Annotated in this window: 9 protein-coding genes and 1 rRNA gene; 5 read left to right on the plus strand and 5 right to left on the minus strand. The window is 69.6% G+C overall.

The genetic code is table 11. The features are described from left to right. Positions 1-10: 10 nt before the first annotated feature. From QMK30_RS06055 to mtnA, 4 genes are read right to left on the minus strand one after another with little or no spacing between them, the layout of a single operon-like run. Positions 11-1,861 carry an LpqB family beta-propeller domain-containing protein gene (locus QMK30_RS06055; protein WP_283516095.1) on the minus strand — a complete coding sequence of 617 codons (1,851 nt, stop codon included), beginning with the start codon at positions 1,859-1,861 and terminating at the stop codon, positions 11-13. A 25-nt stretch (positions 1,862-1,886) separates the two neighbouring features. Next, entirely contained in the window at positions 1,887-3,980 is a 2,094-nt protein-coding gene (gene mtrB / locus QMK30_RS06060; protein ID WP_283516096.1) for an MtrAB system histidine kinase MtrB, read from the minus strand. 1 nt (position 3,981) lies between these two features. Then, the gene (gene mtrA, locus QMK30_RS06065) at positions 3,982-4,671 is read right to left on the minus strand and encodes a two-component system response regulator MtrA (RefSeq protein ID WP_283516097.1); all 690 of its coding nucleotides are present in this window, start codon (positions 4,669-4,671) and stop codon (positions 3,982-3,984) included. Between the two features lie 4 nt (positions 4,672-4,675). Beyond that, on the minus strand, positions 4,676-5,830 hold the full coding sequence (gene mtnA / locus QMK30_RS06070; RefSeq protein ID WP_283516098.1) for an S-methyl-5-thioribose-1-phosphate isomerase: 1,155 nt from the start codon (positions 5,828-5,830) through the stop codon (positions 4,676-4,678). 140 nt (positions 5,831-5,970) lie between these two features. Between mtnA and QMK30_RS06075 the strand changes: the two genes are divergently transcribed. From QMK30_RS06075 to QMK30_RS06095, 5 genes are read left to right on the plus strand one after another with little or no spacing between them, the layout of a single operon-like run. Next, complete coding sequence (locus QMK30_RS06075) at positions 5,971-7,203, plus strand: DUF7847 domain-containing protein (RefSeq protein WP_283516099.1); 1,233 nt, start codon at positions 5,971-5,973, stop codon at positions 7,201-7,203. A 4-nt stretch (positions 7,204-7,207) separates the two neighbouring features. Beyond that, positions 7,208-7,897 carry a DUF4129 domain-containing protein gene (locus QMK30_RS06080; protein WP_283516100.1) on the plus strand — a complete coding sequence of 230 codons (690 nt, stop codon included), beginning with the start codon at positions 7,208-7,210 and terminating at the stop codon, positions 7,895-7,897. After that, positions 7,894-9,078, plus strand: a complete 1,185-nt coding sequence (locus QMK30_RS06085) for a DUF4350 domain-containing protein (protein WP_283516101.1) — start codon at positions 7,894-7,896, stop codon at positions 9,076-9,078. Before QMK30_RS06080 ends, QMK30_RS06085 begins: the two co-directional genes overlap by 4 nt. Further along, positions 9,075-10,049 (plus strand): AAA family ATPase, encoded by a 975-nt coding sequence (locus QMK30_RS06090; protein WP_283516102.1) that lies wholly within the window; start codon positions 9,075-9,077, stop codon positions 10,047-10,049. Before QMK30_RS06085 ends, QMK30_RS06090 begins: the two co-directional genes overlap by 4 nt. A gap of 10 nt (positions 10,050-10,059) precedes the next feature. After that, positions 10,060-11,370, plus strand: a complete 1,311-nt coding sequence (locus QMK30_RS06095; RefSeq protein ID WP_283516126.1) for a DUF58 domain-containing protein — start codon at positions 10,060-10,062, stop codon at positions 11,368-11,370. A 97-nt stretch (positions 11,371-11,467) separates the two neighbouring features. Here QMK30_RS06095 and rrf read toward each other — a convergent pair. After that, positions 11,468-11,584, minus strand: a 5S ribosomal RNA gene (gene rrf, locus QMK30_RS06100). Positions 11,585-11,763: the final 179 nt, after the last annotated feature.

Consider the following 11,763-nt stretch of genomic DNA (forward strand, 5'->3'; position numbering starts at 1 on the left):
TGACCGCGGGCTATCCGGGATAGACCGGCGATGAGCCTTCTTTGACCACGGTCTTCCAGTTGGCCCCGGGAGGCAGCCGCACAATGCCGTCTTCCAACGAGTGCGCCAGCAGCGGCAACCGGTCGTCGTCGGCCGAGGCGACCGCCGTCACCCGGTTCGCGCCGGGCAGCGCACCGGCGTCCGACGTCGAACCGTCCGTCTGCAGATAACGCAGCTGCTGTACGCCGCCGGACTCGCGCCCGACCACCACAAGGCGGCTACGGCCCGCCCAGGAGACGGCCGTCACCTCCTCCATCTGCGGGGCGATGGGGCGCAGATCGACGACGGACACCTCGGGCTTGTCGTCGGGTCCGCGCCGCTCCACCCGGCCGATCTTCAGCGTCGTCCTGCCCTTCTCGGAGACCAGCAGAGCGATCCGCACGCCGTCCGCCGACACCTTCAGGGCTTCGATACGGGCCCCGTCCAGGCCGTCGACGACCTTGACCTGCTCGGGCTCGCCCTCGCCACCGATCAGCCGGAGCAGCTTGGGGTTGCGGGGGTCGCGGTCGGCCACCCACAGATCGCCCCGGCCGTCCCAACTGGGGGCGGACAGCCGGTCCTGCTGCTGCTTGCCGCTGCTGGTGAGCGCGGGCTCCTCGGGCTCCTCGTCCGAGACGACGGACGCCACATAGAGCGAGCGGGCGTCGCGCGAGACCCCTGCCCCGTGGCGCTCGTCGCGTGCCACGGCGACCGCGCCCAGCTCGCGCTCCCCCGCGCCGAGCAGGCCGGGAACGGGCTCCGAGGTGTCGTCGCTGTCCGTGGCCTCGGAACTCGCCACCATCCGTACCAGACGGTTCTTGGTGTCGAGGAAATACTGATAGTCGGGGCTGCCGGAGGCACGCTCCGGCGCGAAGTCCTCAGCCTGGTCCGCGCCGAGTTCGCACAGCGTCGAGCTGTCGGACCGCAGCAGCTCCACCTGCCCCACCCGGTAGGACGTCAGGTCCCGGACGGTGAAGAGCAGTTGGGCGGCCATCTCCCGGCACCGCTTCTGGCCGACGTTGGACGCCTTGTCGTTGAGCGGCACCTTGAGCGCGTTGCGGTCGTCGAACGTCAGCGACTTGGTGCCCGGCTTGAGCGCCGTACCCGTGGGGAAGCTCGAACCGACCACCGGCCTCAGCCAGTTCGTCGGCCCGCCGAGCAGCGCCCTGACCGTCTGCGTCACCGGGTCCATGCGAGTCTCCGGGTCCATGCGCTTGCGCACATAGACGGGGTCGGCGACCAGCCAGGGGTGGCCGCCACCGCTCTGGGAGGACGTACCGGAAGCGAAGTAGTACTTATTGACGGAACGGTAGATGCGCTCGAAGTCCGACCGGCCGAGCACCAGCCCCGCCGGAAGGCCGTCGATGCGCCACTCCTGGCCGTCCTTGCTGTCCTTGTCGTTCTGCCTGCTGAGGTGAATGACCTCGTGGTACACGCGCTTGACGGGCTGGTAGGCGCGCTGCTCGTTCACCTCGGCGACCTGCGTGCCGGTGAGCTCGTACGTATAGGCCCCGCCTTCGCGGTCATTGGCCCGTTCGTCCTGCGCCACCGGGCCGCTGTCCAGCACAGTGACCTGGCTGGGCTTCCATCGCTGGGACGCCTTCTTCGTCAGGTACTTGCGGGCCGTGGCGAACTGCGGGTCGTCCCCCGTCATCGCCTCCAGAAAGCCGCCGACGATCTCGTTGGGCTGCGCCCCGGCTCTGGGTGCCACTCCGTACACCCGCACCTGCGAGTCACCGCGCGCGGACGCTTTCACCTCCTCCACGTCCCCGCTGTTCGGCATGGACGCGCAGCCCGCCAGCAGCAGGCCACCGCATCCCAGCAGCACCGAAGTGCGGGTCATGCGCCACTGGCCACCGCGACTTCGGTCAGCGCCCACGGGTAATGTCCTTCCGCTCCGACGACTGCGAGACCTGCGGTGTCTGTGATGCCTGCGAAACTCGCGCGCCCTGTGACGAAAGCTGTGACGCCGTGTCTGACGCCTTCTGTGGTGCGGTCTGCGACGCGCTGTCACCGTCGCCCGCCGGACGTGCCACCACCCGCGCCCCACTGCCGGGCAGCGCCGTCGGATCCGCCGAGGGCGTCGCGCGCATCGGCACGGGCAGCGGGGACCGGTCGCCCCCGGGCTGGACCGGCACGCTCGCCAGCCGGTGAGTGTCGTCTTCCCGCCCGTCACCGTCGGCGCGCTCACGCCGACGCCGCGAGTCCTCGGGCTCCAGCGGAATCGGCGAACCGCGCAGCGACTCGTCCGCCGTACGCGGCAGGGTCAGCCGGAACTGCGAGCCGCCGCCAGGCTCGCCCCAGGCCTGGAGCCAGCCGCCGTGCAGCCGCGCGTCCTCGACGGCGATGGACAGGCCGAGCCCGCTGCCGCCCGTGGTGCGCGCACGAGCCGGATCGGCCCGCCAGAAACGGCTGAACACCCGGGTCGCCTCGCCGGGTTTGAGCCCCACGCCGAAGTCCCGTACGGCCACGGCCACGGCGCCGCCGGCCGAGGCCAGCCGCACCACCACATCCTTGCCCTCGCCGTGCTCAACGGCGTTGACGACAAGGTTGCGCAGGACCCTCTCGACGCGCCGGGCATCGGCTTCCACGATGACGGGCTGCTCGTCACCGGTCACCCGTATCTGGGTGCCCTTGCGCTCGGCCAGCGGCTCGGCGCCCTCGATCACTCGGCGTACGGCGTCACGCAGGTCTATGGGCTCGGCCTCCAGGGCCGCCGCACCTGCGTCGAAGCGGCTGATCTCAAGGAGGTCGGCTAGCAGCGACTCGAACCGGTCGAGCTGGCCGCTGAGCAGTTCGGCGGAGCGGGCGGTCACCGCGTCGAAGTCACTTCGTGCCTCGTGGATGACATCGGCGGCCATCCGCACAGTCGTCAGCGGTGTGCGCAGCTCGTGCGAGACGTCCGACACGAAGCGCCGCTGCATCCGGGACAGGTCCTCCAACTGCTGGATCTTGAGCTGCAGGTTCTGCGCCATCTTGTTGAAGGCTTCACCGAGTCTGGCGATGTCGTCCTCGCCGGTGACCTTCATCCGCACCTGGAGACGGCCCACAGCCAGCCCCTCGGCGATCCCCGCGGCCATCCGGACGGGGGTGACGACCTGCCGGACCACCAGCCAGGCGATGGCTCCGAGCAGGACGACCACAAACAGCCCGGCGGTGACGAGCGTGCGCTGCACCAGGCCGAGCGACTCCGCCTCCTGGGTCAGCGGGAAGAGGTAGTAGAGCTGGTAGGGCTCGCCACTGTTGTCGATCAGCTGCTTGCCGATGACGAGGCCGTCCTCGGCCTGCTGGCCGTCCGTGTACTTGATCTCGACGAAGGTCTGGTGCGCCTTCCCGGTTCCTTCGTCGACCGCGTCCCGCAACTTCTGCGGCACGCTCGCCATCGGATTCACATCGGCCGACGCGCGCGGTCCGCGGCTGCTCGACTCCTGGCCCTCCGATATGGAGCTCAGCGCCACCACATGGAACGCCTGCCGTCCGCCGCTGGCGAGCTGCTCGGCCAGTTCGGTCCGCCAGTTGGTGGAGTTGCGCGCCGCGGCCCTGGCCTCGGCGGATTCGCTGCCGCCCGGACCCGCGATGGTGCGGGCCCTTTCCTCGGCCACGTCGAACCCACCGGCCGCCTGGCTCTGAGCGGCCCCCTGCTTCGCGTCGAGGAGCCCGTTGCGTACCTGCCACATGACGGCGAAGCCCAGAAGCAGCACCACACCGAGCGACATGAGCAGTGTGGCGGCCACCACGCGCAGCTGGATGTTCCGCCGCCACAGCCGCACTGCAGGCAGCAGCGGCCGCCTGGCCAGGCGCATGAAGAGCCTCAGCACGGGGCTACTGGGCGCCCCGTCCTGGAGCAGCCGGCCGCCCTGCAGAGAGCGGCCGAGCCTGGACCTCATTCGCCGGGGCCCGGCAGCCCGCTCCGTACGGACTCCCGGCTCCCCGGGCATCGGAGCAGCGCTGCTTCGGGTCATGTCAGCTCGGTCCGGCCTTGTAGCCGACCCCGCGCACGGTCACCACGATCTCCGGCCGCTCCGGGTCCATCTCGACCTTCGAGCGCAGCCGCTGTACGTGGACATTCACCAGCCGGGTGTCCGCGGCGTGGCGGTAGCCCCATACCTGCTCGAGCAGCACCTCGCGGGTGAACACCTGCCACGGCTTGCGTGCGAGCGCGACCAGCAGGTCGAACTCGAGCGGAGTCAGGGCGATCGACTGCCCCTCCCGCTTCACGGAATGACCGGCCACATCAATGACCAGGTCTCCGATCGCCAGCTGTTCCGGCGCCGGTTCCTCCGACCTCCTCAGTCGTGCCCGGATACGGGCGACGAGCTCCTTGGGCTTGAACGGCTTGACGATGTAGTCGTCGGCGCCGGATTCCAGCCCGACCACCACATCGACGGTGTCGCTCTTGGCGGTGAGCATGACAATCGGCACCCCGGACTCGGCCCGGATGAGGCGGCAAACTTCAATGCCGTCCCGTCCGGGCAGCATGAGATCCAGCAGCACCAGGTCGGGCTTCGCCTCCCTGAATGCCGCAAGTGCCCTGTCACCGTCCGCTACAAAAGACGGCTCAAAACCTTCTCCACGCAACACAATGCCGAGCATCTCGGCCAGTGCGGTGTCGTCGTCAACGACAAGGACGCGTCCCTTCATAATCGACATCATCCCATTAGCTAATCGTTACCTGGCGTGACCTGGCACACAGCTCCGCGAGCGCGGCCCCTGTGACCGGGGAAATCGTGCCCTGCTCAGTGATGATCGCCGTCACCAGTTCTGGTGGCGTGATGTCGAAGGCAGGGTTGTACGCCTGGGCTCCCAGCGGCGCGATCGGCATTCCGACCCCGATGCCCGGTTCCGCCCCAATGCCCGAAATCTGCGGCACCGTGACCTCCGTCACTTCTTGCCCCGACCTCTGCTCCACCTCGATGGACGCCCCGTCCGGGGTGCCCAGATCGACCGTGGTGGTGGGTGCGACCACTATGAACGGTACGTGGTGGTATTTGGCCAGCACCGCGAGCGGATAGCTCCCGACCTTGTTCGCCACGGAACCGTCGGCTGCGATCCGGTCGGCTCCGATGAGCACCGCGTCCACCTCCCCGGCCGCGAAGAGCGAGCCCGCCGCACTGTCCGTGAGCAGGGTGTACGCCATACCGCTGCGGGCCGCCTCGTACGCGGTGAGCCGGGCCCCCTGCAGCAGCGGACGCGTCTCATCGACCCACAGCCGCCGTAGCGTGCCACTGCGGTGAGCCGCCAGCGCCACCGCGAACGCGGTACCCTCACCGCCCGAGACCAGTGCCCCGGTATTGCAGTGGGTCAGGATGCGGTGACCGCCTCCCGGCAGCAGTTCCTCCAAGAGGGCCAGCCCGTGCGCCGCCATCTGCACGCTTGCCTCGGCATCGGCCCGGTGCAGTGCTTTGGCGGCGGCCAGCGCGGCAGCGGCGGCCTGCTCGGGGTCCGCACCCTTCTGCTCGGCAGCCCAGTAGGCCTCTGCCGCCCGGCGCACGCCGTACCCGAGGTTCACCGCGGTGGGCCGCGCCCTGTCCAGCAGCACCACGGCTTCCTCGACGTCGTAGCCACGTGCTGCCGCGAGCGCCACTCCATAGGCGCCGGCGATTCCGAGCAGCGGTGCACCGCGTACAGCGAGGGTCTGGATCGCCTGCACCAGGGCAGGCACATCCGTACAGACCAGTTCGACCTCCTCTGCGGGCAGTCTGGTCTGGTCGAGCAGCACCAGTACGGGCCCCTCCGGCGGCTCGTCCCAGCGCAGCGAAGGGAGCGCGGGCGGCTCTGCGCCCGCTGTGGATTGCGCGTCCTGATCGGCCATTCGCCCAGTCTGCCCGGTGAGGCACCGACAATTGAAGGTGCGAAGGAGATACGGGGCCAGGTCCGTCGGCCGACGCCCCGTGGCACGATGGCTGCCAACCTGCCGCCGCGACCGCGGACGGGCACCGTGAAGGAGCGACAATGAACGACTCTCCGGGCTGGGCTTCGCCCGGATCTGCCCCCTCCGACGGCCAGGAACCGGGCGACCCCCGCCCCGCTGAGCCTGCCGACCAGGGCGACGCCTCTTCGAAGTGGTCCAAGGCACAGCCTCCCGCGGCGCAATGGTCCCCACCCAGCGCGCCCGGAGGCCCCACCGTCCCCTCGCAGCAGCCCGGACCGGGCTGGGGCGCCGGGCGCGGGCCGGGAGGCGGCTGGGGCGGCCCTCCCGCCGCCGCCAAGCCCGGTGTGATCCCGCTTCGGCCCCTCGGCATCGGCGAAATCCTCGACGGCGCGGTGTCGACCATGCGCGCCCACTGGCGCACGGTGCTCGGCATCACGATCACCGTCTCGGTGATCACTCAGATCTGCGACGTCCTGATCCAGCGCCATCTGCTCCCCGCGCCGCCCGAGGTCGACCCGAATGCGAGCCCTTCCGAGGCCCTGAACCAGGCCCTCGACTCGACGGTCACGAGCCTGGTCAACACGACCCCGGCCCTCGCGATCACCTTGATCGGCACGCTGTTCACCACAGCCCTGCTGACCATGGTCATCAGCCGTTCGGTGATCGGCCGTGAGGTCACGCTCTCCGACGCCTGGCGCGAGTCCCGGTCCCAGCTGCCGAAACTGCTCGCTCTGACCCTGCTGCTGCCCCTCATGGCCGTCGCGATCATGGCCGTCGGCATTCTGCCCGGCATCCTGCTGGGAGCCACCGCAGGCCTGGGGCTCTCCCTCCTCGGCGGTCTGGCGGCCTTCGTCGTCACCGTCTGGCTGATGATCCGGTTCAGCCTCGCCTCTCCCGCACTGATGCTGGAGAAGCAGAGCATTCTGAAGTCCCTGAGCCGTTCCGCGAAGCTGGTCCGGGGCACCTGGTGGCGGATCTTCGGAATCCTCGTACTCACGGGGCTGCTGACCCTCATCGTCTCGATGATCATCGCTGTGCCGTTCGGCGCGATCGCATACGCCGTGGACGGAGACGGCCTGGGCGGACTGTTCACCGGGGCCGCCCCCGAGTTCGGCTGGCCTTTCCTGATCATCACCGGTATCGGAGCCGTGATCGCCTCCTCGATCACCTACCCGATCTCCGCCGGCGTCACAGTGCTGCTCTACATCGACCAGCGCATCCGCCGAGAGGCCCTCGACCTGGACCTGGCCCGCGCCGCGGGCGTGCCCGGATACGGTCCCGAGCAGCCCACCGACCCCACCCCCGGGAGCTGATGCGGTGTTCACAGCGGGGGGCACCGGCACGGCAGGCGTGCGGGCCCGCACGGCCGATGACGTACCGGTGGACACTCCGCGCGTCCCCGCCCGCGACGCGGCGGAGCAGGAGCTGTCCAACCCGATGTACCGGGAGAACGAGCCGAGCGCCTTCCAGCGCGCCCTGGACAGCTTCTGGGGGTGGATCGACGACCTCTTCGGCGCTGCCTCCGGGGCCGCCCCCGGTGGCGTGGTTGGAATCCTCGTCGTCGCCCTCCTCGTGGTGCTTCTCGTCCTCGGCCTGTGGTGGCGGCTCGGCACTCCGCAGCGCACCCCGCCCGCCGAGGGAACCCTCTTCGACGACGGCCCGCGCAGCGCGGCGGAACACCGCGCAGCCGCCGAGACGCACGCCGCCGCCCGCCGATGGAACGAGGCTGTCCAGGAGCGGATGCGCGCCGTCGTCCGCTCGCTGGAGGAACGCGCGCTCCTCGACCCGCGCCCCGGCCGCACTGCCGACGAGGCCGCCGCGGAGGCCGGGCGCCCCCTGCCCGACCACGCCGCCAGGCTGCGCGCCGCGGCCCGGGAGTTCGACGACGTCACGTACGGCGGCCGCACCACCGACGAGCGGGCATACCGCCGCCTGAGTGAGCTGGACACCGATCTGGAACGCGCAAAGCCTCTGCTGAGCGGCGCGGCCCGAGGAGTTGCCGAATGACGGCGACCACCGCCCGCTCCACCTCGGACTCCCCCACCACCCGCCAGGTATGGACACGCACCCGTGGGCTACTGCTCGGGCTCCTCATCGTTCTCGCTGCTGGTGTCGCCATCGCCGCAGCACGCTCCGGCGACCAGCACGGCCGCCTCGACCCGCGCTCCGCGGACCCCTACGGCAGCCGCGCCGTGGCCGAACTCCTCAAGGACCGTGGCATCGACTCCCGAGTGGTCACCAACCTCGACGATGCCAGGACCGCGGCGGGCCCCGAGACCACACTCCTGGTCACCAATCCCGACCTGCTGACTGCCCGCCAGCAGAAGGAGTTCCGCGCCGCGACCCAGCGGTCCGGCGGCCGGACCGTCCTCCTCTCGGCAGGAGCACCCTCCGTCTCCGGCCTCGTCCCCGGCGTCCGCTCCGCGGCACGCAGCGATGTGGCGTCGCGCTCCCCCCAGTGCTCGATGCCCGCGGCCCGCCGCGCCGGCGACGCCGACATCGGCGGCGTCCGCTACACCGCCGAAGTCCCCGGCCGGCAGGCTTGTTACCCCAGCGACGGCCTTCCCACTCTGCTGCGGGTTCCAGGCGCTGCCACCGGTGACACCGTCCTCCTCGGCTCGCCGAACATCCTCTACAACGACCGCCTCGACCAGCAGGGAAACGCCTCGCTGGCCCTGCAACTCCTCGGCTCCCGGCCTCATCTCGTCTGGTACCTCCCCTCGCTCGGTGATATCTCCGCCACTGACGGCGGCGAAAGCAGCTTTGCGGACCTGGTCCCTTCGGGCTGGCTGTGGGCAGCCCTTCAACTCGCCCTCGCCGCAGTGCTCGCGGCCATCTGGCGTGGTCGCCGGATGGGTGCCGTGGTGAGCGAAAGACTCCCTGTGGCCGTCCGCGCCTCCGAGACGACGGAGGGCAGGGCGCGTCTCTACCGCAAGGCCAACGCCCGCGACCGCGCGGCCTCGGCGATGCGCTCTGCAACCCGCGCCCGCCTCGCCCTCCTGCTCGGCGTGCCCGCCTCCCGGGCCCACGCCGACGAATCCCTGCTCCCCTCCGTCTCCGCCCACCTGCCGACGACCGGCCGGGACCTTCCCTCCCTGCTTTTCGGCACCGCCCCCTCAGACGACGCCGGCCTCATCCGCCTGGCGGACGACCTCGACGCCCTCGAAAGAGAGGTACGCGCTTCATGAGCGCCCAGCCCGCAGAGAACCCCGACAGCGCCCGAGCCTCCCTCGAAGCCCTGCGCACCGAGATCGCCAAGGCCGTGGTCGGCCAGGATCCCGCTGTCACCGGACTCGTCGTGGCCCTGCTCTGCCGCGGTCATGTCCTGCTCGAAGGAGTTCCCGGGGTGGCCAAGACCCTGCTTGTCCGCGCGCTCGCGGCCTCGCTCCAAGTGGACACAAAGCGCGTCCAGTTCACTCCCGATCTCATGCCGAGCGACATCACCGGCTCACTGGTCTACGACGCCCGCACCGCCGAGTTCTCCTTCCAGCCCGGCCCTGTCTTCACCAATCTGCTGCTCGCGGACGAGATCAACCGCACGCCGCCCAAGACGCAGGCGTCCCTCCTGGAAGCCATGGAAGAACGTCAGGTCACCGTCGACGGCACCGCCCGGCCGCTGCCCGAGCCCTTCATGGTGGCCGCGACCCAGAACCCCGTCGAGTACGAGGGCACCTACCCCCTCCCCGAAGCCCAGTTGGACCGCTTCCTCCTCAAGCTCACGGTCCCGCTCCCGTCCCGCGAGGACGAGATCGGCGTCGTGACCCGGCACGCGGAAGGCTTCAACCCCCGGGACCTGCACGCAGCCGGTGTGCGACCGGCCGCGGGCCCTGCCGACATCGAAGCGGCCCGCGCCGCAGTCGCCAAGACCACGGTCTCCGCTGAGATCAGCGGCTACGTCGTCGATATCTGCCGTGCCACCCGCGATTCCCCCTCACTCACTCTCGGCGTCTCCCCGCGAGGCGCCACTGCACTGCTCTCCACCGCCCGGGCCTGGGCCTGGCTCACCGGCAGGGACTACGTCACCCCCGACGATGTAAAGGCACTGGCACTTCCCACCCTGCGCCACCGCATCCAACTCCGCCCCGAGGCCGAGATGGAGGGGGTCACCGCAGACTCCGTCATCACCGCGATCCTCGCCCAAGTGCCCGTCCCCCGCTGAGGCGATGACTGTGGCCCTCACCGGACGAACCGCACTCCTCGCCGCCCTTGGCTCTCTCCCCATCGGCATCCTGGCGCCGAGCTGGTCAGGGATGCTCGCCATGAACGCTCCCCTCACACTCGCAATTCTGTGCGACTATGCCCTGGCAACGCCAGTAAAAAGGCTCCAATTCACCCGAAGTGGTGACACGTCAGTTCGACAAGGTGACAGTGCGGAGGTCCAGTTGACCGTCGCGAACCCCACGGGCCGCCGCCTGCGCTCCCATATCCGCGACGCCTGGCCGCCCAGCAGCTGGTCCACCGACGCCGAACAGGCTTCTTCACATCAGGAGTTGACCGTTCCCGCGGGGGAACGTCGGCGCTTCTCCCTCGTCCTGCGCCCCACCCGGCGCGGCGACCGCCACGCCGACCGCATCACGGTCAGGTCGTACGGCCCCCTGGGCCTGGTGGCCCGCCAGGGCAGCCACCGGGCTCCCTGGACCGTCCGCGTCCTCCCGCCTTTCACCAGCCGGAAGCACCTGCCTTCCAAACTGGCCAGGCTGCGCGAGCTCGATGGCCGCACGAGTGTGTTGACCCGTGGCGAAGGAACCGAATTCGACAGCCTCCGCGACTACGTTCCCGGTGACGACACCCGCTCCATCGACTGGCGAGCCACCGCCCGGCAGAACCGCGTCGCCGTACGCACCTGGCGCCCGGAGCGCGATCGCCACATTTTGGTTGTTCTCGATACGGGCCGCACTTCAGCCGGCCGTGTCGGTGACGTGCCGCGTCTGGATGCCTCGATGGAAGCCGTTCTGCTCCTTGCCGCTCTCGCCTCACGCGCGGGCGACCGAGTGGACCTGCTCGCCTACGACCGGCGCACTCGCGCTCAGGTTCTCGGACGCACGGCAGGCGATGTCCTGCCGGCGCTGGTCAACGCTCTTGCGCCGCTGGAGCCCGCACTGGTGGAGACCGATGCCAGGGGCCTCGGCGCGACAGCTTTGAAGAACGCCCCCCGACGCTCACTCATCGTGCTCCTGACCAGCCTGGACGCCGCCCCTGTCGAAGAGGGCATCCTGCCGGTCCTCCCGCAGCTCACCAAACGCCACACGGTTCTCGTGGCCTCGGTGGCCGACCCCCGTATCCAGCAGCTGGCGACCGCTCGCGGCACAGTGGACTCGGTGTACGAAGCGGCCGCAGGCGCCCAGGAGCAGGAGCAGCGTCGTCGCACAGCGGAGAAGCTGACCCGCCACGGCGTCACCGTCGTCGACGCGACACCGGATGATCTGGCTCCCGCCCTCGCAGACGCCTACCTAGCCCTGAAAGCCGCAGGCCGGCTTTAGACGAATCCTTTACCAGAGCCCAGATCCCAGAGACGAAATGGACCGGGAACGCAGGAAAGCCCCGCACCATAAGGTGCGGGGCTCTCCCACAATAATTGTTCGGCGGCGTCCTACTCTCCCACAGGGTCCCCCCTGCAGTACCATCGGCGCTGAAAGGCTTAGCTTCCGGGTTCGAAATGTAACCGGGCGTTTCCCTAACGCTATGACCACCGAAACACTATGAAGTTAACCAAACCGGTGTATGCACAGTTCGTTACTTCAGAACTAACACAGTGGACGCGAGCAACTGAGGACAAGCCCTCGGCCTATTAGTACCAGTCAGCTCCACCCGTTACCGGGCTTCCACATCTGGCCTATCAACCCAGTCGTCTACTGGGAGCCTTAACCACTCAA

Source organism: Streptomyces sp. H27-C3 (assembly GCF_030063415.1).
In the GTDB taxonomy this organism is placed as follows: domain Bacteria; phylum Actinomycetota; class Actinomycetes; order Streptomycetales; family Streptomycetaceae; genus Streptomyces.

Bases quoted from the DNA above. Each gene is read 5' to 3' on its own strand.
- QMK30_RS06055 (WP_283516095.1), bottom strand. From the start codon at position 1,861: ATGACCCGCACTTCGGTGCTGCTGGGATGCGGTGGCCTGCTGCTGGCG.
- mtrB (WP_283516096.1), bottom strand. From the start codon at position 3,980: ATGACCCGAAGCAGCGCTGCTCCGATGCCCGGGGAGCCGGGAGTCCGT.
- mtrA (WP_283516097.1), bottom strand. From the start codon at position 4,671: ATGATGTCGATTATGAAGGGACGCGTCCTTGTCGTTGACGACGACACC.
- mtnA (WP_283516098.1), bottom strand. From the start codon at position 5,830: ATGGCCGATCAGGACGCGCAATCCACAGCGGGCGCAGAGCCGCCCGCG.
- QMK30_RS06075 (WP_283516099.1), top strand. From the start codon at position 5,971: ATGAACGACTCTCCGGGCTGGGCTTCGCCCGGATCTGCCCCCTCCGAC.
- QMK30_RS06085 (WP_283516101.1), top strand. From the start codon at position 7,894: ATGACGGCGACCACCGCCCGCTCCACCTCGGACTCCCCCACCACCCGC.
- QMK30_RS06090 (WP_283516102.1), top strand. From the start codon at position 9,075: ATGAGCGCCCAGCCCGCAGAGAACCCCGACAGCGCCCGAGCCTCCCTC.